The sequence below is a fragment of the Bombella mellum genome (assembly GCF_014048465.1).
In the GTDB taxonomy this organism is placed as follows: Bacteria; Pseudomonadota; Alphaproteobacteria; order Acetobacterales; family Acetobacteraceae; genus Bombella; species Bombella mellum.
Genome location: NZ_PDLY01000002.1, coordinates 367,252 through 390,284, shown reverse-complemented (window position 1 = coordinate 390,284; position 23,033 = coordinate 367,252). Strand labels below are relative to the sequence as shown.

The following is a 23,033-nucleotide window of genomic DNA, read 5'->3' as shown; positions in this document are numbered from 1 at the left end:
CTGGTGGCCATGGCGGAGGATCCATACCCGATCCCATCCCGAACTCGGCCGTTAAAGCCTCCAGCGCCTATGATACTGCTCCTTAAGGAGCGGAAAAGTCGGTCGCCGCCAGGTCCCCTCGCTCACCCACCCCCATAAAAACCACCCACCAACGCGGGGTGGAGCAGCCCGGTAGCTCGTCAGGCTCATAACCTGAAGGTCGTAGGTTCAAATCCTACCCCCGCATCCATCCATATACTCCCCCTCAAATATAAATCAGGTCGTCAGGCTCGAGCCAGAAATAAGGCTGCGTGGCATCACTCCACATATTCTCTAACCTATGCTATCCTCCCCACGTAGACCGATGGTGTTGAGAATGCCGTGGTTTCCCTACCGATTTGTCTATGGTAGCCTCTGAAGACCATCTGTTTCTGTTTATGACGTAAATCCTTTCCCTTGAGGGGAAAGTGTCAAGAAGGGATGGTTTTTATGAAAATGAGAAAGGTCATATGTGTGACCTTTCTCTATTATGCTTTTGTATCTCTTGTTATGGCTAAACCCTTTGTAAAAGAGTAAAGAGTTTCTTGATGAGGGAAAGACTCATCCTGTTCAGGTTAGTTTCAATGCGTCTACAACAAGATACAGGCTTTTCCATAGTCCTCTGATTTTATTGTCATATTCAAAAGTATTTTCTGAAAATAGATAGAATTTTCTTATAAAAACAAAGTAAATTTACAGATTTATCTTCCATTTCAACATAGAAAAATAACAGAATATTTATTTTTTCCTGATAGTTACCTTCCAAGGCAAATTCATCGTGTAATGCCATGCAAGGGGTTCTGACGTCTTGATGGAACCATCTTCAGTTTTGAAGAAGCAGACGGTTTCAGCCGGTTCCCAGGCTGCTCTTCCCATCCTTGTGGGGTGGGAAGCTGTGGGGAAGGCGGATGGCGTTCGTCGACCTTTTTCAGACCGGTCGTCATATGATGGGATGACTGCCCAAGCGGGACGTCTGACTTGGAGCGGGGCATTCAGGATGGTCGGCTTCGTCTTCATGGCTGGTGTGCTGTCATGGAAAGTGGGTGAAGCTGCTGCCCAACCACTGGCCATCAAGGATTTCGGGCAGCTTGCCTTGCGTTGTGGACCAAATGTGGCCCCTGTCACGCTTGCGTCGATTGCGCAGACGGAATCTGGTTTCGAGCCTTTCTTGCTGCATGACAATGATACGCAGAAAGTCTTCAGGGCGGCCGATGATCGGCAGGCTGCTGAAATGGCATCGACCCTGATCGCATCGGGTCATTCGGTCGATCTTGGCCTCATGCAGATCAATTCTCACAATCTTCCACGTTTTGGTCTGCAGGTCCGTGACGTTTTTGATCCATGCGTGTCGATAGGTGTGGCCTCCATCATTCTCTCGGATGCCTATGTGGGCGGCCAGACACATGAGGAGCAGCAGGCGGCCCTGCGTGTGACGATCTCCCGGTACAATACGGGGGATGCCCAACGTGGCTTCACAAATGGTTATGTGAAGAAAGTCGAGGCTTCTGCACGCAGGATGGTGCCCGCTCTTGATGTTGGTTCAGTGCCGGGTGAGGTGAAGGTCTCTTCACCAGCCCCGCAGGTTTCGGCTGCCGTCGATCCGGACGCTCCCCCTTCGTGGGATGTGTGGGGCAGCCCCGAATACAGCCCTGCATCTGATGCGAAAAAAAATGCGGACCAGCCGCGTGCATCTGATGCTGCGTTGTTTGTTCAGGCCACGGACAGTCCTGTGGTCTTCTCTTCTCTTCATTAAGGAACAAGACATGTTGACACTGTCAAAAGGCGTCGTGCTTCGTGAAAGGTCCATCCGGGCAGTCAGGTCCGCATGGGTGATGGGCCTTGTCGCTCTTCCGTCTGTCGCACGTGCAGCAGGCGTTTCGGGCGGTCTCTCTCCGGAAACGATGATCAACAACATCTGCTCATTCATCCTTGGAGCATTCGGGCAGAGCCTTGCCATCCTCGGCATCATTGCCGTCGGCCTCATGTGGATGTTCGGGCGTGCTTCGCTGATGGCCGTTTCGGGCGTTGTCGGAGGAATCATCATCATGTTCGGTGCTTCCTCTCTCGGGAAGATGCTCACGGGAGGCTGAGGCGTGGAAAAACTGGACGAAGACACTCTGTTCCTGGCCGCCACCCGGCCAGCACTGGTGGCGGGCGTGCCGCTGCCGCTGGCTGGGCTGTTTCTGATGATTGCCGGTTTCATCATCGTTTTTCTCAAGAACCCTCTTTATGAGGTCCTGATGGTGCCGCTGTGGTTCGGAGCAAAAGTGCTCGTCTCCCGTGATTATAACGCCGTCAATGTTGCCTATATTGCGATCAGGACGTCCGGGCGTGCGATCGACAGGTCGGTCTGGGGTGGGGCCTCGGTCAGCCCCAATCCCGTCAGGGTTCCGAAGCGTGGAAGAGGGATCGTCTGATGTTCGGAAGGTCCGGAGTTGTCGAGCGGTCTGGTGAAATCTACCTGCCTTATGTGGGGCATATCGCCAAGGATGTCGTGCTGCTGCGTGACGGGTCTGTCATGGCCATGGGGCATGTGCAGGGCGTGCCCTTCGAGCTGGAAGAAATATCGGTAAGGAATGGGCGCAAACGTAATCTCAATACGGTCCTGCGCAACATTGCTGATGACAATGTCACCGTCTACACGCATCTCATCCGGCATCCGGATGTGCCGGAGCTGCCTGACACCCAGTTCCGTTCGGAGTTTTCCCGTAACCTGCATCGAGCTTTCAACGAGCGTGTGCTGAAGGACCGTCTTTATCGGAATGATTATTTCTTTTCGGTGATCGTCTCTCCCCGGAATGTCCTGGGCAAGATGGGCAGCAAGATGATGCGCCTCGGCAAGAAGGCACCAGACGAGGGGAGCGGCGCAGTCGTAAGACAGCTTGAGGACATCTGGCAGGTCGTGTCATCTGCGCTGGACAGGTATGGAGTCCGCCGCCTTGGACTGCGGGAGGCCAACGATGTGGTGTTCACGGAAATTGGCGAGGCCCTGCGCCTCATCATCTCGGCCTGCTGGATGCCCGTCCCACTGGTCTCCGGGTCTCTTGGAGCTTCGCTCTATACGGATCGGGTCATCTGCGGAAAGCGGGGATTTGAGATAAGGTCGCTCGACCACAGCAAGGTGGGTGGCATTTTCTCCTTCCGTGAGTATCCGGCCAAAACCCGGCCGGGAATGCTCAATACGCTTCTGAGCGTCGAGTTTCCCATAGTGATCAGCCAGTCCTTCGGGTTTCTGACACGGGCGCAGGCCGATGAAAGACTGACGCTGAAGACCAACCAGATGGCGAGTTCCGGTGACAAGGCGTCCAGTCAGATGGATCAGCTGACGGACGCCGTGGACAGGCTCATTTCCAACGAGTTCGTTTTTGGAACGCATCATTTCTCGCTTGCCGTGTATGCGGACAATCTGGCCGATCTGGGTGAAAGAAGTGCCCGGGCACGGGCCCGTCTTACCGATGCCGGGGCCGTGGTCGTGCAGGAGATCATGGCACTGGAGGCGGCCTTCTGGTCGCAGCTGCCGGGCAACTGGGAGTTTAGGACGCGGGCCGGAAGCATAAACAGCACCAACTTTGCCAGCCTTTCCACGTTTGACAACTTCCCGGCCGGTGCTAGGGCAGGGCATTGGGGAACCGCCATTGCCCGGTTCAGGACTGATGGTGCGACGCCGTATGACTACGTCCCGCATGTGAAGGATGTCGGGATGACGGCCATTTTCGGTCCGATCGGTTCCGGAAAGACCACCATTCTCATGTACATCATGGCGATGATGGAACAGGCCCTTTCCACCGTGAATGGTGCCGTCGTGTTCTTCGACAAGGATCGAGGCGGACAGCTCCTCGTGCTGGCGACGGGGGGCACATATCTCGTGCTGAAACGGGGCGTGCCCTGTGGCCTTGCCCCGATGCGTGGCCTGAGCGGGGACGCAGACGATGTCGAGTTCCTGCGGCAGTGGATTACCGGTCTCATCGAAAGTGATGGCAAGGGCGGCATATCGTCGGAGGATGCCAAGCGGCTTCAGCGTGGCATTGCCCGTCAGATGAGCTATCCGGTTGAGATGCGGTCTCTGGCAGGGGTGCGTCAGTTCCTCATGCATGGTCCGGCGGAGGGAGCCGGGGCACGGCTGGAACGGTGGTGCCGTGGGGGAGCCCTGGGGTGGCTGTTCGATGGCGATGAGGACAGTGTGGACCTGTCCAGTGCCATCACGGGTTTTGACCTGACCGCTTTCCTTGATCATGAGGAGATATGTGCCCCTACGGCAGCGTATCTGCTCTACAGGATCGAGAAGGTGGTGGATGGCCGCCGGTTCCTCATGAGCTGTGACGAGTTCAGGGCCTATCTTCTGGATCCGAAGTTTGCGGCGGTCATCGACAAGTTCCTGCTGACGGTCCGGAAGAATAACGGAATGCTGATTCTGGCAACGCAGCAGCCGGAGCATGTGCTGGAATCAAAGCTGGGGGCGTCTCTGGTGGCGCAGTGCATGACCAAGATCCTGTACCCGTCTCCGACGGCAGACAGGATGGCCTACATGACGGGGCTGAGCTGCACGGAAGGTGAGTATGCTGCCATCCGTGAGGGGATGGTGGGAGACCCCAAACGCTTCCTCATGAAGCGTGAGAATGGCAGCGTCATATGCGAGTTCGACCTGTCCTCCATGCCGGAATATATCGCCGTGCTTTCGGGGCGGGCGAACAGGGCCAACTTTGCCGAGCAGCTGCGCATGAAATACGGCAACGATCCAGGCCAGTGGCTTGAGCATTTCATGAGCCGTTATCACGAGGCCAGAGACTGAGGAGAATAAGGTGGTGGGAAAGATTGTCAGTCTGGCTGCGGTCATGCTGGCCACGGTCATGGTTCTGACCGTCAGCGTGCGTCCTGCAAGAGCACAGATCATGGTGATGGATAATGGCAGTATTACACAGAGTATCGCCAATACGGCCAGGGAGGTTTTTCAGCTGACCCAGCAGTATAACATGTTCAAAAATGTGCCGGATGTGTTCAATGGCATGCTCAGCGATTTCAAGCGGCGAATCCTGCAGCATCCGCTCCCGAGTGCTGAGGAGATTGTTGATCAGATTACTGCGGATACCGGCAAGCTGAGTCAGTATGCCCAGCATTTTGCAGGTCTGAATCGCTATGTGGTGTCAGATCAGGACAAGGACCCGATCAGCCAGTTTCTGCGGCAGGGGACAGCGTCTCTTGCCAATATTCGGGGGCTTGCGATGCAGAACCTGACGTCACTCGACGAGCGGCTGAACAGCCTGAATGAGATGCAGGAGACATTGCGTGGCGCCACAGATATCACACAAGTTGCGGCCATAAATGGGCGGATTGCCGTCGAATCTCAGGCCGTTCAGGCGCAGATGGCGGAGGCGCAGAACCTGCAGACGCTGTCCCAGGCGCAGATGGCAAATCAGCAGATGCAGGAGAGGCTGGAGGGGCGTGCCGATGAGCTCAAGGCGGCCGACTGGTGGAAGAGGGGGAACTAACCACCAGGGAAAGGAACATGATGCCGCATATGGCGCAGGCAGGGTGTGCCTGGGCTAAGGGGGCGATGGGGCCGGACGGTGAGAAGGTTTCGTCTGGGGGCGTCGGGGGAGTGAATGGTCGATGAGGATATACGCAAGAGACGTTTTTGAAGCTGTCAGTGATCAGATCGTGGTGGATTTCGACAACAGGATGAATTCGCTCGTCAGCAACATGCTGGGGGCACTTGCTGCACCTTTCAGTGCGTTGATTGTCCTGTGGGTGATCGTGACGGGCATTCTTGTCATGCGAGGGGACATAGACGTGCGGCGTGGCATCACGCGGATCATTCGTGTCGCCCTCGTGTCGGCCTTCATCCTGGAGGCCGGTGTGTACAACACTTACGTCGTCCAGTTCTTCCGTAATGGACTGCCAAACTGGATTGCTTCCACCATCACGTCCGGTCAGGCCCTGAGCACCCCGGAGCTGCTGGATGACATCATGGCCAAACTCTCGGGAACTTCGGCTGCGATCAAGGCCCTTCTCTCCATCTGGCAGGTTTCCGACCATCAGAGGCTGGCCATAATTGATACCTGCAATGGTCTCATGCTCGGTGAGGTCTTCACCATCTATCTCTGCGCACAGGTGGTGATGGATGTCGTGTTGACCATCGGACCGTTCGTGATTGCTGGTTTCCTTTTCGAGGCAACGCGTGGTTTTGCGGAAAAATGGATCGGGCAGATGGTCGGCCTGATTCTCCTGTCGGCCATGGTGGACATCTCCGTGAAGGTCTTTGCGGATGGCATCAACGCTTACCTCTACAAGATCGCTCTGGACGAGTTCCTCAGTCAGGGACTGGGAGCGGTTGCGATCGGAGCCATGTTCAATGCGACGATTTTCGTGACGATCTGCGCTGCCATCGTCAATCTTCTTCCTGCCGTCGCCGCCATCATCGGTGGTGGGATAGAAGTCAGGTCGGCTGGGTCAGCAATGAGCAGTGTTGTTGGAGGTCCGTCTTCAGGAAGCAGGACGGCGAACAATATTGCCCGCAGGATGTTTAAGTAAAGAAAACTGGATACTTGTAGATCGGGAAGGGAGTTATCCTGATGTTGAACATCAGAACAGGGTCTGTCGTTTTCATGCTGCTGGCTCTGGCGGCCTGCAGCGGACATGATCCGGTTTCGAAATGTAAGGGGCCCGTTTTCCAGCTCAATACGGGACATTGGAAAGCACAGCCGGCAGATCTGACGAAACAGGAAAAGGTGAGCCGCTGATGAGCAAGGACCTGTTTGTTCCGCCCGTCCCGAAAGAGAGGCTCGCCGAATATTATGAAAAGGTCGAGACGTTTCAGGAGGCACGTGCACGGGCCGTCACCCGCATCAACAAGTTTCTTGTTGTCGGCCTGACACTCTCGATGCTGGCCAATCTTGGTCTGGTCTGGTCCGTGGTGGCTCTTTTCCCGCTGGAGAAGCTTGTTCCGATGCCGCTCTGGGTCCGCCCGGATGGTACCGTGGACAGCGAGATCTCCATGTCACGCCTGCCGAAGACCATGGATGATGCGGTCGTCAATGCTGCCGTCTGGCAGTACGTGCGGCTCCGTGAAGGATACACCTATGCGACCGCCCAGTATGCCTATGACACCGTATCGCTCATGAGCACGGATGCGGTGCGGGATGCCTACCAGAACTGGTTCAATTTCCCCAACCCGAGAAGCCCCCAGGTCACGGTGGGGCAGAGGGGCCAGATTGATGTCGAGGAGCTGTCGATGGCACCGATTGGCGGAAACGTCATTCAGGTGCGTTTCCGGCGGCGGGTGTCGATGGAGGGTGCCAAACCGGTGGAAACGACCTGGATCGCGACGGTGCAGATCATGAAGGTGCAGGACATCCCCCCCAAGGCCCGCCTGAGCAACCCGGGTGGTGTGATCATCTCGTCCTATCAGTCGTCAGAGGATGGCGTACAATGAAGAGTCTTGCTGTTGTTGTTCTGGGTCTTGTGGCTGGCCTGTCTGTCGTCCCGGCCCATGCGGAGCAGGACCCGCTGCCCAGCCGTCATGATACCAGAATGCGGTACGTGCCGTATGTCCCGGATCAGGTGGTGCATCTTTCGACGTCGGTCGGTGCGACGCTGGTCGTCGGCTTTGGGGCGCATGAGACCGTTGACCGGGTTGCCGTCAGTGACAGCATCCATCTGAAGGCGGCTCCGGCCGGCAGCTACCTGTTCTTCAAGGCGACAAACGGGCTGAGCCTCCAGCCGGTCATTGTCCTGACACGCAATGATCAGGGCCGCTCCCGTCGTTATGTTTTTGAGGTGGCCACCGTCCCGGCCGAAACACTCGCCAATTCGACGGATGGCATCTATTACAGCGTCCAGTTCACTTATCCGGGGGATGCGGCCGCCGCACGCCGGGCCGAGGTCGCCGCCCGTGAGAAGAGGGAGCAGGAAGAGGTCGAAGCCCGTACCCGTCAGCTCGAGATGCAGCTGGCGCATGAGCGGATGGAGCGTGAAACCAGAGACCCCAACTTTGGCATAAAGAACTGGAAGTATGTGGGGCAGGGTGACCGCTCCCTGCTTCCATTCGAGATGTGGGACAATGGCAATGTCACGGTGTTCCATTTTCCCGGCAATGTCCGGCTGCCATCCATCTTCTTCATTGGTCCTGACGGGCATGAATCCACGGCAAATTACAGTGTGAAGAATGATCCGGCGGGCTGGGGCACTCTGGTCATTGCGGATCATGTTGCGCCCCGGTGGCGTCTGCGTGATGGCAATACCGTCCTGTGCCTTTTCAACAGGGCGTTCGACCCTGTTGGTCATAATCCTGGAACAAACACGATCAGCCCGAATGTCAGGCGGGTGCTGAAGGAGGGGGCACAATGAGCGACAGGCAGGACAATCATGACAGCCCTGAATCCATCAATCAGGGCGGCTCCATGGTTTCCGACGAGACCCGTCGGGAACTGACGTCGTGGCAGAAGGTGGGTATCGCCGCCCTGGTTGCGGTGATCATGCTGGGTTTTGTCTGGCTGCGGGCCGGTGACGGACCGAAGAAGACCGAGCAGGTGGCTGTCCAGCGGGCCACGGTGTCGACCGGGTACCACCTGCGCAGTGCTCCACCAGCCCCGCCACCGCCGCCAGCACCTGCGCCCGTGCCCATGCCCGTTCAGCCTCAGCTGCAGCGGATGCCTCTGGTAGCTCCCCGCTCGACCCGCCATGAAATGAACCCGGCTGAAAGTCCGATTTTTGCGGCCTCAGGCGAAGCGGGAGGGGCAGCTTCTGCGCCTGCCGCACCTGCCGCTGCTTCGTCGGCTGCGGGTGGGCAGCAGGTACCGGCTTCAGGGGGACAGTTCCAGCAGCAGGCTGGTGGAACCGGGAGTAGCCCTCTGGCCGCCAATTTGAAGCCGACCCTGCTTGCAGGTTCGCAGGCGCACATGCTTCCGCATCCGGATTTTCTCATCACGAAGGGGACGATCATTCCCTGCATTCTGCAGACCCGCCTGAACACCCAGCTGGCAGGCTACACGAAATGCGTGGTCCCGATGGATATCCGCAGCACGACAGGCAATGTCGTGTTGCTCGACAAGGGAACTCTTGTGACAGGCGAAATGCAGCATGGCCTGTTGCAGGGTGAGGATCGGGTTTTCGTCGTGTGGGATCGTGCCGAAACACCTGAACACAGCGTCATCGAGCTTGATTCTCCGGCTACGGATGAACTCGGACAGAGTGGTGTCGGCGTGACGGTGAACAATCACTGGTGGAAGCGTTTCGGCAGTGCCATTCTCCTCAGCGTGATTCAGGGTGCGCTTGATGTCGGCGTGGAGGCGGCGTCACGCATTGGTGCCTCTGGCAGCAACGGCGGCTCCTATTTCAATTCGTTCCAGTCGAACGGACAGACGGTTGCGAACTCCGCACTCCAGGCCGGTCTCAATATCCAGCCCACGGGTGAGAAGTCTCAGGGCAAGACCGTGGCGATCTTTGTGGCGCGTGATCTGGATTTCTCGGGAATTTACGAGCTGCGGACAACGGTAGGTGGTTATGGTCAGTGAGGCGGCAGTCCAGCTCCGCTGGCTGATGAAGCCACTGGCGGTATGGCTCGAGGACCCGGCAACGGAGGAGATCTGCATCAACCGGCCGGGTGAGGTGTTCGTCCGCCAGAAGGGCACGTTCACCCAGTACGAGATTCCACTCTCATATGAGGACCTGGAAGACATTGCCATTCTGGCCGGGGCCCTGCGTAAACAGGATGTGGGGGAGCGGCACCCGTTATGTTCGACGGAACTGCCCGGTGGTGAACGCCTTCAGATATGTCTGCCTCCATCGGTACCGGCCAGGACGGTCAGCCTGACCATCCGCCGGCCGAGCAACAGGGTGGCCGAACTCGCTTCAGTGACGAAACGGTATGACATCTCACGGTGGAACCGCTGGCAGAACAGGACGGAAGCCGAAGAAAAACGGCATGAGGAAGTTCTGGGCTATTATGACAGTGGAGATATTGAGGCCTTTCTGGCGGCCTGTGTACGCAACCGCCTGACCATGCTGCTGTGTGGGGCCACGGGCTCTGGCAAGACCACGATGAGCAGGACGCTCATTTCGGCAATACCTCTTCATGAACGGCCGATCACGATTGAGGATACACCGGAACTCATCATTCCGCATCCGAACCATGTGCGGCTGCTCTATTCAAAATCGGGCACGGGCATCAATTCCGTCAGTGCGGAAGATCTCCTGCATGCCAGCCTCCGCATGAGGCCAGACCGTATCCTGCTGGGCGAGATGCGTGATGATGCAGCCTGGACATACCTCAATGAGGTCGTTTCCGGTCATCCGGGCTCCATCTCCACCATTCACGGGGCCAATCCGGTTCAGGCCTTCAAGAAGCTGTTTTCACTCATCAAGGGGTCGCCGCAGGGTGCAGCTCTTGAGGACAAGACTCTCGTGGACATGCTGTCCTCGGCCATTGATGTGATCGTGCCATTTGAAACGACGGGTGAGGTCTATTCCATCGGGGAGGTCTGGCTCGCTGCTGATGCACGCCGCAACAAAGAGACCGTGGCCGATCTGCTGACACGGTACTGAAGGGGGGATAGGGCATGGCTTTCGCAAACTGGTCTCCTGCTATGACCGTCCGGATCATGGCTGGCATCGTGCTGGCGTTTGTGGGATGGACGGTTGTCGCTTCTCTTGTCTTCCTTGCAGGGACGGGACTTTTCAGCTCGTTTGATTATCCATTCTATCAATGGTGGCTCTACCTCTATTATGGGCGGGACAATCCGGTCGTCGTGCACTGGCTGAAGATCGGGGCGGGGGCAGGCTGCGCCGCCATTCTGGTGATGGCCGTGATCATCGCCGCCGCTGCCCGCCGTAGCATGGCCCAGCTGTTTCGGCGGTCTTCCCTGTCCGGCGGTGGCGTGCGTGCGTCGGTCAGGGGTGTGACGGGAAATCATGGTCATGCGGAATGGATGACCATGAAATTCGCCCGGATGCTCTTCCCGGGGCCGTCTCCTGAATATGGTGGTGTCGTTGTGGGCGAGGCCTACCGTGTGGATGAGGACAGGGGGGCACGGCTGCCGTTCATGCCCAAGGATTCCAAGACATGGGGGATGGGGGGACGTGCACCGCTTCTGATTGATCCATGTGAGAGTGGTTCGACACACAGTCTGGTTTTCGCCGGGCCGGGGTCCTTCAAGTCAACGTCGGCGGTCACCACGCTGACGACCTGGACCGGGTCCGTGGTCGTGCTTGATCCCAGTACGGAACTGGGGCCGATGCTGAGGCCGTTCAGGGAATCGCTCGGCCATCAGGTCCATGAGCTGAACCTCGGCGGGGGAGTAGGTTTCAATGTTCTTGACTGGATTGACATCAATTCCCCGGAGGCCATCACGAACATTCAGGACGTCGTGTCCTGGATATGTCGGGAGAGTGGTGGAGGCAAGAAGGATTCCAGCAGCGATTTCTTCGACCGGCAGGGACGCAACCTGATAACATGTCTTCTGGCGCACATGCTGTATGATCCGGACCTGCCAGCGGAGCGGAAAACGCTGCGTACGCTTCGCAGTGGCCTCAGCATGCCACAGGATGACGTGCGGGCCCTTCTGAAGATCATTCATGAGACCAGTGTCTCCACCTACGCCCGTCAGATAGCAGGGGCTATCATGGGTCTTGTGGAAGAGACATTCTCAGGAGTGTATGGCAGTGCGGATGACAAGACGTCGTGGCTGTCAAACCCGGCCTTTGCCGAGCTGGTATCCGGCAGCAGTTTCCGGTCGTCAGACATCATGAATGGCGGGATGGATGTTTTTGTTCAGCTGCCCCTGCGTGCGCTGGAAAACACGCCGGAAATTGGCCGTACCATCATAGGGGCGTTGCTCAATTCTGTTTATGAGGCGGATGGCCGGATCAAAAACCGCGTGCTGTTTCTGCTGGATGAAGTGGCCCGCCTTGGGCCCATGCGCATTATGGCGACAGCCCGTGATGCGGGGCGGAAATACGGCATAACGCTGCGTCTCCTGTACCAGTCCGTCGGCCAGCTTGAAGAACAGTGGGGGCGTGAGGGGAAGCGGGCCTGGTATGATGCGGCGGTGCACCGCACGTATGTGGCCATTTCCGACCTTGAAACAGCCAAGGAGCTGGAAGAGACGTTCGGGAATTATGGCGTCGTGGCGACATCAGGCGGCAGCAACAAGGGCAGCTCCGGCAAGGGGCTGGGTGGCGGCAGCAGGTCTCATGGAACGAATGTCAGTTACAGTGAAATGAGCCGTCCGCTCATTCGTCGTGAGGAGCTGCTGAACAATACCCGTGTTGATGAGGCGTTTGTCGTCGTGCGGGGGGCCAGTCCCCTGCGGTGTGGCGTTCCCATCTATTTCAGGCGTCCGGAAATCCGGGAAAAGATTGCGGCCAGCAGGTTTGGAAAATCTTCAGGGTGACATGGTGGAAGCCGGTACGCTACCGGAGAAAAAAATCTTTCTCGGTTGGCGTGACCGGCTTCCGTTGTGGTGGTGCTCAACAGTGGTCTCGTGGTTGGTCAGTTCGAGATGTTGTGAATATCAAGGAGTGTCGTGCGACTGTTTCGCCTGAAGTAAGGAACGGCATCTGTGATGAAGTCGCGCAGTCCTGGTGTGTCATATCCCCTGCGGATGAAGACCCAGGCTTCAAGGGGATAGTAGTTTATGGAATGTCTGCCCCTCAGCACGTCGGCGATGGCCTGTCCCGCTGCCCCGCCTTCGGCGTCGGATGGATACTGGTAGAGGATCACGCTGACCATGTTCCCATCCTTGTCGAAGATGTCGGTGTGGACATTGGTGACACAGGCGTGAGGCTGGCATGATGAGAACATCAGGAAATCACCCTTGCGGAAATCGCCTCCTTCAATGCCGACGCCAGAGATTGACGCTTTGTAGTTTTCCATCAGGTATGACTGAAGCTTCCTGTTGAGAGCATGGAATCTGGCGGAGTTTTTGAAGCTTTCCTCGCATTTCATGAATCTGTCGCTATCTTTTTTGCTAAATTCCTCCAGCCAGAATGTATATTTTGGATAATCCAATGGGAGTCTCAAGTCGGAGAGGCCTTGTGCTGCGGCTACTTTGTAGCGCATGCGGTCTGGATGCTCGAAGCGACATGAGAGCTGTGTGTCTGCGGCTTTTGCTGTGACATTGGCCAGACCGAGAAGAGCGGTTATTACAAGGAGCGTTTTGGAGCGATGGATGGTGTGCTGCATACGTTTTCTCCTGATTCTTTGCGTAGAAGACTGATGTCGCCTCGTAGGACTTGTGCATCGTTTTTGGCCCTTTGCTTCCCAATGATGTTCGGGAAATAGCGTTCTAAGTCATCGGCTGCTTTGGTGATTCTCCCTTCCAGAAATTCCTGATAGAGATCCTGTTTTTGCTTATTGCTGCTGGGTTGCCCAAAGTTTGAGCCCATGATGTAAGACAGATCTACCAAGACCGTCTTGACAGGTTCAGACAGATTATCGAAGGCATGAGGAGTCTGACTGTTTCTGTCAAACCGTTTTTGGGCTTGGGTTGTAATCTGGTTGAAGGTGATATTGGACAGACAGTCCACTTCATCATGTCTGAGGTTTAGGGCATTCGTATCTACGCTCATGTAACGAGAAACTTCTTTGCCGTGGAGGCCCTTATGATCATGGCCTGTCGCAAAAAGTACATCAGGTATTCTGTCGAGTACCTTCTCTACTCTCGTACGCAACTCTTCAGGAACATCTTTCGCGGCCCTGACGGCTCTTTTAAATTCTTCCCGTGTATGCTGTGCCAGATCCACGCCATGGCCGACTGTTACACCGGAGTTGCCGCCTCCAGGATAATAACCATTCAATTGCATACTCGGTAGACCACCTTCGTTATCGTAGACGTATCCACGATCTCCTGTAGTCAGGCCGTGCTTAGGTTGCGGGGATGAAGAACATGGATATTCGGCAAGCTGTTCCTGCCGAGGCTTTTCTCTTACATGAGGCTTATCTTCTGGTTGTCGGTCTTTGGCTTTTACCTGTTTCAAAAAGTAATCTTGCGCATGTTCATAGACGAACCCATGATCCCTTGTGGTCAGACCGTGCTCAGGTTGCGGAGGGAAAGAATGTGGATATTCGGCAAGCTGTTCCTGCCGAGGCTTTTCTTTTATATGGGGCTCATCTTCTGGTTGTTGGCCTTTGGTTTTTACCTGCTTTAAGAAGTAATCATGTTGTGCGTGGTCTGACATCTGAACCCTGCCTCATTCGGAGGACAGCAGCTTAGGTTCTATTCCGTTAAAATAGGGATAACAGGATGTTGCTTTTGCCGTTGCGTGAGGTCGCCGTTCTGTCTGGTGACATGACAGTATTAGGGGGCAACGGGTAATACTGTCTGTAATATCAGTACACCTGTATATTAATGTCACTGAACAGAAGGCAGAGGTACCGGAGCCGGGGATGAGGTTCATGACGGAAAAGCTGCCCGAGGGAGGAAGCTTCGCAGAAGGGAACGACATCTTGTGTGAGTCGCTCAAGAAAACCACAGGATATTGTGTCTCCTTCTTCTCAGAGTCGACGGCTTATAAAAAACTTTAATAACAACAATAATCCGCTGTTTTCTCGGCTCTTTATGTGTCCCGTCAGGAGAAGGGCGGCATTGTTCATGATCTTTTCATTGAAAGTGAGAAGTGTTCTCATCTAACGTCATTCATGAAGCAACTCGCAGAGAGAGGGAGAGGCCTCATGAGCATCATTCAGATTGCAGAACAGCGTAACGGTCATGGCACGTCCATGAATACACTGGCCCGGGAAGAACAGACGGCTCTGTGGGCTTTGCGCTATCTGCTGGGGCCGAGCTGCTGGCGGCGTTCCATGTCCCTGACCGGTCTGCTGGGAAGGGAGGCCGAACGCCTTCAGGAGCGTTTCAAGGCCCTTTTCCTGCATGCCGTCTGCGGTACGGCGTCGCTGGAATGCTCCACGACGGAGGCCCGCCTTCTGGACATTCTGGCCGACATGCAGAATGCCCCTGAGGAACAGACGCTGCATTCAGAACTGGGTGAGGCCCTGATGCATCTCGGTCTGGCTCTGGCCGCCTATGGTCACTGGCTGCCCGTACGCAGGAAGGAGGCGGTCGTCGAGAGAATGCCGATGCCGGCCCTGGCGCAGGACAACTATCCGGAGATGATGGAAGCGGCTGAATGAGCTGGACGGAAGGGCGTATTTATCTGGAATATCGTGCTGTTTCGGCTTGAAACCACGGCAGTGGCGGTGTTCTTATACGGCCTTCTTGTTACAGATCGCCGGAGCTGAAGTTGGAAGCCCAGTCCATAACCTTCCCCGAGGGGATCACCCTTCAATGTGGGGAGACGATTGCTCCGCTGGAGGTTGCTTACCAGACATATGGAACCCTCTCCCCCAGGAGGGACAATGCCATCGTCATCTGTCACGCCTTTACGGGGGATCAGTACGTAGCCAGCCCTCATCCCGTCACGGGAAAACCGGGCTGGTGGTCCCGCATGGTAGGTCCCGGCCTGCCGGTTGATACGGACCGCTTCTTCGTCATCTGCGCCAACGTGCTGGGTGGCTGCATGGGGACCACAGGCCCCACGACGGTGCGGGCCGGGACGGGCCAGCCGTGGGGCAAGGAATTCCCCCCGATCACCATGCATGACATCGTGGCGGCCCAGGTGAAGCTGGTGGATCATTTTGGCATCGACAGGCTCTTTGCCGTCATTGGCGGGTCCATGGGGGGAATGCAGACGCTGACATGGGCCACGGACTGCCCGGACCGTGTTTTCGCCGCCATGCCGATCGCCACGTCACCCTTCCAGTCGGCACAGAACATCGCTTTCAACGAGGTCAGCCGTCAGGCCATCTATGCGGACCCGGACTGGCATGGCGGGGACTATCAGGCTCATGGCGTCATCCCGGCCCGTGGTCTGGCCGTGGCCAGAATGGTGGGGCACATCACCTACCTGTCCGAAGAGGCCCTGACCCGCAAGTTCGGTCGTGAAATCCGGCCTGGAACCATGCCGGGACCCAACGATCCGCTGGCAGCCCTGCCATTTGGCGGGATGTTCCAGGTGGAAAGCTATCTGAGGTATCAGGGGTCCAATTTCACGCGCCGTTTCGATGCCCATTCCTATCTGAGCATTTCCCGGGCCATGGATTTCTTCGATCTGGGCAGTGAACATGAGGGCAGCCTTTCGGCAGCCTTCCGAGGGGTGAAAACCCGCTTCTGTGTCGTGTCCTTCAGTTCGGACTGGCTTTTCCCGACCTCCCGGTCCCGCACTCTGGTGCGGGCCATCAATCAGGCTGGCGGGCATGTATCTTTTGTGGAAATTGACAGCGACCGGGGGCATGACGCCTTCCTGCTGGAAGAACCTGATTTCGACCGGACCGTGCGTGGCTTCCTGAATGGTGCGGCCCGCCATGCCGGTCTGCCGGAGGGGAGGCAGGCCAATGCGGTTTGACCAGGAACTGATTGCCAGCATGGTTGCCCCCAACAGCCGTGTGCTGGATATTGGCTGTGGAGATGGCAGCCTGATCGGTCATCTCTCGCAGGAGAAAGGCTGCGATGCCCAGGGGCTGGAGCTGGACATGAAGGCTGTCACGCAGTCCGTGGCTCATGGGCTGCCCGTCATGCATGGTGATGCTGATGCCATGCTGGCTGACTATCCGGATGACACGTTTGATTATGTCGTGCTTCAGCGGACGCTTCAGGCCGTGGAACATCCACGGGATGTCCTGCGGCACATGCTGCGGATCGGCCGTTCGGCTCTGGTGTCGTTTCCCAATTTCGGGCACTGGCGTCTGCGCTGGCATCTGCTGCGGACGGGTCGGATGCCCATGACGTCCGTATGGCCGACCCCCTGGTATGAGACGGCCAACATCCATCCCTGCACGATTTACGACTTCTTCGCCCTGTGCGAGGAAGACGGGTATGAGGTCTGCCGGTGGATGGTTGTCAACGGCAACAGGCAGTCTCGTCTGGCAGGGTGCTCACCTCATCTTGCCAATCTGTTTGGTGAGCAGGGCCTGTTCCTCCTGCGCCGCAGGACACGATAGAAAGAGCCGGATTACAGAGACTTCATGGAACGGGCCGTCATCATGTAACGACCTGTTTTTTCGTCTTTTTGGAACGGTCATGGGGCGATCTGTCTGGCGTGGGAAAGGGGTCATCGGGGGAGCAGGACGATTTTCCCCTTGTTATAAGACAAACATAGTCCTATTTGTGGGCAGGACGAGCAGGAACCTCTTATCAGTGGGAGGCTCGAACGTCCATTTTATGCGGTGTTGCCAGATGGATTGCTGGAGTGACGCCGGTTTTGAGGAAAAATCATGAGCAGTTTTCAAGCTCTCGGTCTGGCGGCCCCCATTTTGCAGGCCCTAGATGGAGAAGGCTACACAACGCCAACCCCCATTCAGGCCGGGGCAATTCCCCATCTTCTGAAAGGGAAAGATCTTCTGGGGCTTGCCCAGACAGGGACAGGGAAAACGGCCGCCTTTGCCCTGCCGATCCTTAACCATCTTCTGGAGCATCCCCGCCGGCCGTCCCCCCGGGGTGCCCGTGTGCTGGTTCTGGCACCGACCCGGGAGCTTGTGGCGCAGATTGGTGACAATTTTGCCGCCTATGCCCGGCATATGAAGTTCTCCCATGCCGTGATCTTCGGTGGCGTGGGGCAGAACCGGCAGGTCGAAGCGATGAAGCGTGGCGTGGATGTCATGGTTGCCGCTCCCGGCCGTCTTCTGGACCTCGTGGGGCAGGGACATATCGACCTTTCCACGCTGGAGATCGTGGTGCTGGATGAGGCGGACCGTATGCTGGACATGGGCTTTGTCCATGACATCCGGCGCATCGTGGCCCGCCTGCCGGAGAAGCGGCAGACCCTGCTGTTCTCCGCCACCATGCCGCCCTCCATCCGTGATCTGGCCCATTCCCTGCTGAAGAACCCGGAAACGGTGCAGGTCACGCCGGAATCCAGCACGGTGGACCGCATCCGGCAGGCCGTCCTGTTCGTGGATTCAACGGCGAAGAAAGAAGCCCTGATGATGCTGGTCAATAATGACCGGGTCGTGCGGGCTGTGGTCTTCACCCTGATGAAGCATGAGGCCAACAAGGTGGCCGAGTTCCTGAACAGGAACGGCATCCCGGCAGCGGCCATTCATGGCAACAAGTCCCAGGGGGCACGGGAACGGGCCATGCAGGGTTTCCGTGATGGCACGATCCGTGTGCTGGTGGCGACGGACATTGCCGCCCGTGGCATCGACGTGGATGAAGTGTCGCATGTCTTCAATTACGACCTGCCGAACGTTCCGGAAGCCTATGTCCATCGCATCGGCCGTACGGCCCGTGCCGGTCGTGAAGGCTGGGCCGTGTCGCTCTGTGATGCCGAGCAGCGTGCCTGGCTGCGGGAGATCGAGAAGCGGATCAGCAAGGCCGTGCCGGTGATCACGGACCATCCCTACCATTCTGCGGAGGCGCAGAACTCCACCCTGCCGCCGCCCGTTCTTGGTGGTGGACGGGGCGGTCGTGGTGGCCGTGGCGGCGGTGGCCATGCAGGCGGGCGGGGGCGTTCGCCCCGGCCGCAGGCTGCCTCCCGTCCAGCCGCATCAGGTCAGGGAGCTGCCAGAAACAGGAGGCGGCGTTCTTCCTGAACGGTCTGGCAGACATGCCCGCACGGACAGACAGCCCCGCATCATGCGGGGCTGTTTTCGTATGAAGTCTTCCATAAAGTGGGTGAACGGATTTCTGGAAGAGGAGCGATTTCATGAATGATGCAGACAGGGCGAAACCGGCCGAACTGGTCTGGGGACATGGGCCGCAGAAACTGGAGGTTTTTCTGGAGCCGACATGCCCTTTCAGCGTCCGGGCCTCACGCAAGCTTATGCCGCTTCTGGCCCATGTGGGGGAGGAGAGGCTGACACTTCAGGTCCATCTCCATTCCCAGCCGTGGCATCTGTTTTCGGGGATTCTGACACGCTGCATTCTGGCTGCCGCCGCCCTGCCGGACGGACGGGACAGGGCGTGGCATACCCTGCGGACGATTGGTGATCACAGGGAGGAGTTCGAGTTCTCCCAGCACTGCGAGGGGCTGAACATGCAGACCACGCCAGATGAACTGATCGTCCGTCTGGAAGTATATGCCCGGCTTGATCTGGCACGGCCCTTCCGGCTGTCGGGCGTGACGGAGGCGATGAAGGCACATGCCCGCCATGCAAGGGAGAATGGCATCCATGTCTCCCCGACCGTCATGCTGGATGGGGCCGTGGATGACCGCTTCCAGAGCGGACAGTCCGTCGAGGAGTGGGCCGCACTGCTGGGGTGAGGCTGGTCCGGTAACGGATCATGCATGATCATTACGCACTCTTCATGGGGTGGCAACATGCGCCTCATGTGGAGTGCTGTAGTGAGGGAAAGAGACAGTCATTTGTTCAGGGGAGCAGACAATGAGCCGTGCGGGTATCGTGATGGTCATGGGATGGCTGGGGGCCGTCGGCATGGCGGGTTCCGCAGGGGCGCAGGCCGTGGCCGGTGATGGCGGGCTAGGTCTTGCCGCTCACATCTGGCAGGCCAGTGACGTACGGGACCGGGACGGGACTCTCGTGGGGAGCATCGACGGGGACGGCACCCTGCGGGACCGTGATGGTTCGTCTGTCGGGCGTCTTGATGATGGAACCGTGCGGGACCGTAACGGGTCTTCGGTCGGCAGCATGGACAGGGACGGGATCGTGCGGGACCGTGATGGCTTGTCTGTCGGGCGTCTGGAGGATGATGGAACCGTGCGGGACCGTGATGGGTCTTGGGTTGGCAGAATCGACAGTGACGGCACCCTGCGGGACCGTGATGGCTCATCCATCGGCCGTATCGATCAGGACGGTCCGGGGGGGCGGCTCTCCGGCACGGACCGGATGACGGGTGCGCTTATCCTTCTGCACCGCCTGCCACGCTGACTGATTTTCATATGGTCCATGTCAGGGAGTCTTTCATGAAGTATTTTGGAGTGCTGGTGATGGCGGCCTGGCTGGGCGTCGTGGGCCTGCCTTTTCACGATGCCGTTGCGACCACGTATGATTACCAGAACCCTGCGGAGGCCGGGGCGGAGCGGGCCGGTGACGTTTATGGTGTCGGAGGCAGGACAGTCGGCTATGTGAGCCGGGACGGTTATCTCACCGATGGTCATGGCAGGATGGTCGGCCACATGGACGAACATGGGGGCCTGTATGACGTGCGTGGGCGGTCTGTCGGGCATGTCAGTCGGGACGGCCGCCTGTTTGATGCCCGTGGCGACGTCATTGGTTCGATTGATGATGGCGGGCGTGTCTATGGTCCCGCCGGTAATTCGGTCGGGTCCATTGCCCGGGATGGAACCCTGACGGATGTGACCGGGCGTGTTGTGGGCCGTGTGCCACCAGCAGACCGTACGGCAGGGATGCTCACGCTGCTTGGCCGGATGCCCGGCTGAAACGCAGGTCAGCCCTGCATGAAGTGCGCTTGCTGTCTGGATGGCAAACTTTCACCGTGGAGGTGGGACTGATGATGTCTCTCTCCAGCAGGGGATAACGGACCCTGTTCCGGCAGGGTCTTCATGATGAAAGGCTGAGACCATGCCGACAACAGCATCTCACGAGCACAAGGCACCTCATGCCAGCAGCTCCCTGCATGAACTGGCCCGCAAGGCCATCCATACACCGAAGCTGCTGACGAAGGATGAGGTCATCCGACTGGCGGACCATGTTCTGAAGAGTGGCGAACACGCCACGGATGAGGAACGTGACATTGCCCGTAAGGCCCATCACAACCCCGACGGGCTGGAAGCCTCCCACATCACGGCTCTGGGCAGACGGGCCGAACACGATCACCGGGGCTGACTGGTTCCATACATGAAGACTGTCACGGGCCTGCCATCCCCTGAGGGAGGGCAGGCTTTTTGATGCTTTCAAGGTGCAATCGAGGCCCCCGGCTGAGCCTCCGTAGTGCCTGCCTGACCGGCCTCAAAGAGGAGGTCAGCACGAAAGGCACGCCCCAGCGGGCCAGTTCTCATCAGCGGTGAAAAGATGATCTTGTGAGAAGTCTGCCTTGTGGCGGATGGGGTGGGATTCGAACCCACGGTACGCTTCCACGCACGCTGGTTTTCAAGACCAGTTCCTTAAACCGCTCGGACACCCATCCGTCGTCTGTTCCCCAAGCAGGGGCACCGTCTACCTTCCCGTAAGAATGTGCAGACGGTTCCTGATACTGATTCAGCTGTAAGGCGTCAAGCGGTGGAGCAGCGATTGATGCTGATGGCGGGTCGTGAAAAGGAGAGGCCGCCCCATTGGTGGAGCGGCCCTTTCTAATCCCCGCTAGGGCGAGGAACAGTTTCTAGCTAACCCGATAGAAACAGTGTTCAACGGGCCATCCCCGCAAGGGCGGGGTAAAGACAGTTTAGAGATTTAGCGTGACGGTGATGGGAAGATTAATCCATACAGCTGGATGCGGTGGTTCCCACGAAAAATGGGTAGGAAGCAACATTAGCATTATTATGATGAAAGTGCTCGCTGTATGCTGGCGTGGTGTGCTAGGTGTGGGCATGTAGAGTGTTCCTCACGTTGGCAGGCTAGGAAGTACCAGTTCCTAGCCTGCCGTTTTTTTCAGCAGGGTCGTTGTCTGAATTCGAGGTATACAACCTAGCTTGAGAGAAGGCAAGTTCTGAAACAGTGTTCAACTTCTTGTTTGTGCTTTCAGGGGGTATCAAGGGCTTTGAAAGCTCTTTTCATCGTCGCATTTCCCCGGGTAAGCCGCTTGATTGTGACGTCCTGGGCCTTGTCGTTGGCCAGTCGCAGATTGTTGCCTGAACTGAGCAGGTTCTCCTTGATTTTCTGGAGATGGGAGATGGACTTGTCGATCTCCTCGATGGCCTTCCCGAACTGCCGCTGGGCGAGGTCATAGTTGCGGGCGAAGCCGGTCTTGAACGTCTCCAGCTTCTCCTCAAAGTTGGTCACGTCGATATTCTGCTGGCGTGTCAGCTCCAGTTCCCGCTTGTAGGACAGCGCATTGGTGGAGGCATTGCGGAGCAGGGAGATGATCTGAAGGAAGAACTGCGGGCGGATGACGTACATCTTCGGATAGCGGTGTGACACGTCCACGATGCCCGTATTGTACAGCTCGCTCTCGGGTTCCAGCAGGGAGACAAGCACGGCATATTCGCACTTCTTCTCCGTGCGGTCCCTGTCCAGCTCCTTCAGGAAGTCTTCGTTCTTCTTCTTGGTGGCGGTGCCGTCAGCCTCGTTCTTCATCTCGAACATGATGGAGATGATTTCCGTTCCGCCTTCATCCGCATCCCGAAAGATGTAATCCCCCTTGCTGCCGGAGCGGGCGTCATTGTCCTTCTCGAAATAGGCCCGTGGGAAAGCCATCGCCCGTGCCCGGTTGAACTCCACCTCGCAATGTTGCTCCAGCGTCTCACCAACCATCTTGGTGGAGAGGCGGGCTTTCATGTCTTTCAGCCGTTCGATGTGCTCATCACGGTCCTTCAGCTGAAGTTCGTAATGCTCTTTCAGCCGGGAGGCGGCGAGAGTATTTTTCAGTTCCGCCTCTTTCAGCGTGTTTTGCAGGGTGTCCCGCTCCTTCTGGACAGCCTCAACCGCTTTGGTGACGGCCAGTTCCTTTTCCGCCGTACCGGCCGCCAGCCGGGCCTGAAGCTGGTGGATCTCCGTCTCCTTGGCCTGCATGGCTTCCTGTAGCTGGGCTTTCCTTTCAGCTTCGGCGAGGCAGGCGGCGGCCTGCCGGTCCGCCTCGTGCCGCTCGATCTGATTTTTCAGGGCCTGTATTTCAGCGTCACGGGCGTGGAGGGCCTGATGCATTTCCTGTTCATGGGCAAATTTGGCCCGTTCTGCGGCAAGCTGCTCTTCCTGTGCCGCCGCCTCCAGCTTTTCCTGAACCTGCCGGGCGAACTCCCTGTCCCGGACCTGCCTGACGATGTCGGCATAGCCTGCATTGTCGAGCGAGAATGACTTGTGACAGTGGGGGCAGGTGATGTCGTGTTTGTTCACGCTGGTGCCTTTCGGGAAGAAGCGGGAAGGAAAGAGTGGCTCAGGAGGCGGATTCAGG

General features: G+C 57.5%; 23 protein-coding genes, 2 tRNA genes and 1 rRNA gene. 22 read left to right on the top strand and 4 right to left on the bottom strand.

Annotated elements, in window-relative coordinates:
- From rrf to CPA56_RS04835, 14 genes are all read left to right on the top strand, one after another.
- A 5S ribosomal RNA gene (gene rrf / locus CPA56_RS04900) occupies nucleotides 1-114 on the top strand.
- Between the two features lie 38 nt (nucleotides 115-152).
- A tRNA-Met gene (locus CPA56_RS04895) sits at nucleotides 153-229 on the top strand.
- 786 nt (nucleotides 230-1,015) lie between these two features.
- Nucleotides 1,016-1,771, top strand: coding sequence for a lytic transglycosylase domain-containing protein (locus CPA56_RS04890; RefSeq protein WP_229707403.1), 756 nt, complete (start codon nucleotides 1,016-1,018; stop codon nucleotides 1,769-1,771).
- Between the two features lie 10 nt (nucleotides 1,772-1,781).
- Nucleotides 1,782-2,108 (top strand): pilin major subunit VirB2, encoded by a 327-nt coding sequence (virB2, locus tag CPA56_RS04885; RefSeq protein ID WP_182040900.1) that lies wholly within the window; start codon nucleotides 1,782-1,784, stop codon nucleotides 2,106-2,108.
- 3 nt (nucleotides 2,109-2,111) lie between these two features.
- Nucleotides 2,112-2,435, top strand: a complete 324-nt coding sequence (locus CPA56_RS04880; RefSeq protein WP_077395798.1) for a type IV secretion system protein VirB3 — start codon at nucleotides 2,112-2,114, stop codon at nucleotides 2,433-2,435.
- Nucleotides 2,435-4,807: a VirB4 family type IV secretion/conjugal transfer ATPase gene (locus CPA56_RS04875; RefSeq protein WP_182040899.1), complete on the top strand. Its 2,373-nt coding sequence runs from the start codon at nucleotides 2,435-2,437 to the stop codon at nucleotides 4,805-4,807. The genes CPA56_RS04880 and CPA56_RS04875 overlap by 1 nt, the downstream gene beginning before the upstream one ends.
- Before the next feature lie 10 nt (nucleotides 4,808-4,817).
- Nucleotides 4,818-5,504, top strand: a complete 687-nt coding sequence (locus CPA56_RS04870) for a type IV secretion system protein (protein WP_326831294.1) — start codon at nucleotides 4,818-4,820, stop codon at nucleotides 5,502-5,504.
- A 121-nt stretch (nucleotides 5,505-5,625) separates the two neighbouring features.
- Nucleotides 5,626-6,546: a type IV secretion system protein gene (locus tag CPA56_RS04865; RefSeq protein WP_182040898.1), complete on the top strand. Its 921-nt coding sequence runs from the start codon at nucleotides 5,626-5,628 to the stop codon at nucleotides 6,544-6,546.
- A 41-nt stretch (nucleotides 6,547-6,587) separates the two neighbouring features.
- Nucleotides 6,588-6,755, top strand: a complete 168-nt coding sequence (locus CPA56_RS09605; RefSeq protein ID WP_182040897.1) for a type IV secretion system lipoprotein VirB7 — start codon at nucleotides 6,588-6,590, stop codon at nucleotides 6,753-6,755.
- Complete coding sequence (locus CPA56_RS04855) at nucleotides 6,755-7,447, top strand: type IV secretion system protein VirB8 (protein ID WP_182040896.1); 693 nt, start codon at nucleotides 6,755-6,757, stop codon at nucleotides 7,445-7,447. Before CPA56_RS09605 ends, CPA56_RS04855 begins: the two co-directional genes overlap by 1 nt.
- Complete coding sequence (locus CPA56_RS04850) at nucleotides 7,444-8,361, top strand: TrbG/VirB9 family P-type conjugative transfer protein (protein WP_182040895.1); 918 nt, start codon at nucleotides 7,444-7,446, stop codon at nucleotides 8,359-8,361. The genes CPA56_RS04855 and CPA56_RS04850 overlap by 4 nt, the downstream gene beginning before the upstream one ends.
- Nucleotides 8,358-9,527, top strand: a complete 1,170-nt coding sequence (gene virB10, locus CPA56_RS04845) for a type IV secretion system protein VirB10 (RefSeq protein ID WP_182040894.1) — start codon at nucleotides 8,358-8,360, stop codon at nucleotides 9,525-9,527. Before CPA56_RS04850 ends, virB10 begins: the two co-directional genes overlap by 4 nt.
- Nucleotides 9,517-10,557: a P-type DNA transfer ATPase VirB11 gene (gene virB11 / locus CPA56_RS04840; RefSeq protein ID WP_182040927.1), complete on the top strand. Its 1,041-nt coding sequence runs from the start codon at nucleotides 9,517-9,519 to the stop codon at nucleotides 10,555-10,557. Before virB10 ends, virB11 begins: the two co-directional genes overlap by 11 nt.
- Before the next feature lie 14 nt (nucleotides 10,558-10,571).
- Nucleotides 10,572-12,404, top strand: a complete 1,833-nt coding sequence (locus CPA56_RS04835) for a type IV secretory system conjugative DNA transfer family protein (RefSeq protein ID WP_182040893.1) — start codon at nucleotides 10,572-10,574, stop codon at nucleotides 12,402-12,404.
- Between the two features lie 98 nt (nucleotides 12,405-12,502).
- On the opposite strand, the gene CPA56_RS04830 is transcribed toward CPA56_RS04835, so the two are convergent.
- Together CPA56_RS04830 and CPA56_RS04825 are read right to left on the bottom strand one after the other, a co-directional pair.
- The gene (locus CPA56_RS04830) at nucleotides 12,503-13,195 is read right to left on the bottom strand and encodes a hypothetical protein (RefSeq protein ID WP_182040892.1); all 693 of its coding nucleotides are present in this window, start codon (nucleotides 13,193-13,195) and stop codon (nucleotides 12,503-12,505) included.
- A complete protein-coding gene (locus CPA56_RS04825; protein WP_182040891.1) occupies nucleotides 13,156-14,190 on the bottom strand; it encodes a pesticin C-terminus-like muramidase in 1,035 nt (344 codons plus the stop codon). The genes CPA56_RS04830 and CPA56_RS04825 overlap by 40 nt, the downstream gene beginning before the upstream one ends.
- Nucleotides 14,191-14,683: 493 nt before the next feature.
- On the opposite strand from CPA56_RS04825, the gene CPA56_RS04820 reads away from it, so the two are divergent.
- The 8 genes from CPA56_RS04820 (at nucleotide 14,684) to CPA56_RS04785 (ending at nucleotide 20,812) form a co-directional block, all read left to right on the top strand.
- Nucleotides 14,684-15,142: a hypothetical protein gene (locus CPA56_RS04820; RefSeq protein WP_182040890.1), complete on the top strand. Its 459-nt coding sequence runs from the start codon at nucleotides 14,684-14,686 to the stop codon at nucleotides 15,140-15,142.
- A gap of 110 nt (nucleotides 15,143-15,252) precedes the next feature.
- The gene (metX, locus tag CPA56_RS04815; protein ID WP_182040889.1) at nucleotides 15,253-16,413 is read left to right on the top strand and encodes a homoserine O-acetyltransferase MetX; all 1,161 of its coding nucleotides are present in this window, start codon (nucleotides 15,253-15,255) and stop codon (nucleotides 16,411-16,413) included.
- Nucleotides 16,403-17,008, top strand: a complete 606-nt coding sequence (gene metW, locus CPA56_RS04810) for a methionine biosynthesis protein MetW (RefSeq protein ID WP_182040888.1) — start codon at nucleotides 16,403-16,405, stop codon at nucleotides 17,006-17,008. Before metX ends, metW begins: the two co-directional genes overlap by 11 nt.
- Before the next feature lie 273 nt (nucleotides 17,009-17,281).
- On the top strand, nucleotides 17,282-18,598 hold the full coding sequence (locus tag CPA56_RS04805; protein WP_182040887.1) for a DEAD/DEAH box helicase: 1,317 nt from the start codon (nucleotides 17,282-17,284) through the stop codon (nucleotides 18,596-18,598).
- Between the two features lie 113 nt (nucleotides 18,599-18,711).
- Nucleotides 18,712-19,269, top strand: coding sequence for a DsbA family protein (locus CPA56_RS04800; RefSeq protein WP_182040886.1), 558 nt, complete (start codon nucleotides 18,712-18,714; stop codon nucleotides 19,267-19,269).
- A gap of 121 nt (nucleotides 19,270-19,390) precedes the next feature.
- Nucleotides 19,391-19,894 carry a 5-fold beta-flower protein gene (locus CPA56_RS04795; protein WP_182040885.1) on the top strand — a complete coding sequence of 168 codons (504 nt, stop codon included), beginning with the start codon at nucleotides 19,391-19,393 and terminating at the stop codon, nucleotides 19,892-19,894.
- Nucleotides 19,895-19,929: 35 nt separating this feature from the next.
- The gene (locus CPA56_RS04790) at nucleotides 19,930-20,406 is read left to right on the top strand and encodes a 4-fold beta flower protein (protein WP_182040884.1); all 477 of its coding nucleotides are present in this window, start codon (nucleotides 19,930-19,932) and stop codon (nucleotides 20,404-20,406) included.
- A gap of 142 nt (nucleotides 20,407-20,548) precedes the next feature.
- Nucleotides 20,549-20,812 carry a hypothetical protein gene (locus tag CPA56_RS04785; RefSeq protein ID WP_182040883.1) on the top strand — a complete coding sequence of 88 codons (264 nt, stop codon included), beginning with the start codon at nucleotides 20,549-20,551 and terminating at the stop codon, nucleotides 20,810-20,812.
- A gap of 211 nt (nucleotides 20,813-21,023) precedes the next feature.
- Here the strand turns inward: CPA56_RS04785 and CPA56_RS04780 are convergent.
- Both CPA56_RS04780 and CPA56_RS04775 read right to left on the bottom strand, forming a co-directional pair.
- Nucleotides 21,024-21,113, bottom strand: a tRNA-Ser gene (locus CPA56_RS04780).
- Between the two features lie 551 nt (nucleotides 21,114-21,664).
- On the bottom strand, nucleotides 21,665-22,975 hold the full coding sequence (locus tag CPA56_RS04775) for a DUF2130 domain-containing protein (RefSeq protein WP_182040882.1): 1,311 nt from the start codon (nucleotides 22,973-22,975) through the stop codon (nucleotides 21,665-21,667).
- Nucleotides 22,976-23,033: the final 58 nt, after the last annotated feature.

Excerpts from the sequence above, each read along its gene's own strand:
- CPA56_RS04795 (WP_182040885.1), top strand. The coding sequence starts at position 19,391 with ATGAGCCGTGCGGGTATCGTGATGGTCATGGGATGGCTGGGGGCCGTC.
- CPA56_RS04850 (WP_182040895.1), top strand. The coding sequence starts at position 7,444 with ATGAAGAGTCTTGCTGTTGTTGTTCTGGGTCTTGTGGCTGGCCTGTCT.
- CPA56_RS04790 (WP_182040884.1), top strand. The coding sequence starts at position 19,930 with ATGAAGTATTTTGGAGTGCTGGTGATGGCGGCCTGGCTGGGCGTCGTG.
- CPA56_RS09605 (WP_182040897.1), top strand. The coding sequence starts at position 6,588 with ATGTTGAACATCAGAACAGGGTCTGTCGTTTTCATGCTGCTGGCTCTG.
- CPA56_RS04830 (WP_182040892.1), bottom strand. The coding sequence starts at position 13,195 with ATGCAGCACACCATCCATCGCTCCAAAACGCTCCTTGTAATAACCGCT.
- virB11 (WP_182040927.1), top strand. The coding sequence starts at position 9,517 with ATGGTCAGTGAGGCGGCAGTCCAGCTCCGCTGGCTGATGAAGCCACTG.
- CPA56_RS04800 (WP_182040886.1), top strand. The coding sequence starts at position 18,712 with ATGAATGATGCAGACAGGGCGAAACCGGCCGAACTGGTCTGGGGACAT.
- CPA56_RS04875 (WP_182040899.1), top strand. The coding sequence starts at position 2,435 with ATGTTCGGAAGGTCCGGAGTTGTCGAGCGGTCTGGTGAAATCTACCTG.
- virB10 (WP_182040894.1), top strand. The coding sequence starts at position 8,358 with ATGAGCGACAGGCAGGACAATCATGACAGCCCTGAATCCATCAATCAG.
- virB2 (WP_182040900.1), top strand. The coding sequence starts at position 1,782 with ATGTTGACACTGTCAAAAGGCGTCGTGCTTCGTGAAAGGTCCATCCGG.
- CPA56_RS04855 (WP_182040896.1), top strand. The coding sequence starts at position 6,755 with ATGAGCAAGGACCTGTTTGTTCCGCCCGTCCCGAAAGAGAGGCTCGCC.
- metW (WP_182040888.1), top strand. The coding sequence starts at position 16,403 with ATGCGGTTTGACCAGGAACTGATTGCCAGCATGGTTGCCCCCAACAGC.
- CPA56_RS04835 (WP_182040893.1), top strand. The coding sequence starts at position 10,572 with ATGGCTTTCGCAAACTGGTCTCCTGCTATGACCGTCCGGATCATGGCT.
- CPA56_RS04820 (WP_182040890.1), top strand. The coding sequence starts at position 14,684 with ATGAGCATCATTCAGATTGCAGAACAGCGTAACGGTCATGGCACGTCC.
- CPA56_RS04825 (WP_182040891.1), bottom strand. The coding sequence starts at position 14,190 with ATGTCAGACCACGCACAACATGATTACTTCTTAAAGCAGGTAAAAACC.
- CPA56_RS04890 (WP_229707403.1), top strand. The coding sequence starts at position 1,016 with ATGGTCGGCTTCGTCTTCATGGCTGGTGTGCTGTCATGGAAAGTGGGT.
- CPA56_RS04805 (WP_182040887.1), top strand. The coding sequence starts at position 17,282 with ATGAGCAGTTTTCAAGCTCTCGGTCTGGCGGCCCCCATTTTGCAGGCC.
- CPA56_RS04785 (WP_182040883.1), top strand. The coding sequence starts at position 20,549 with ATGCCGACAACAGCATCTCACGAGCACAAGGCACCTCATGCCAGCAGC.
- CPA56_RS04865 (WP_182040898.1), top strand. The coding sequence starts at position 5,626 with ATGAGGATATACGCAAGAGACGTTTTTGAAGCTGTCAGTGATCAGATC.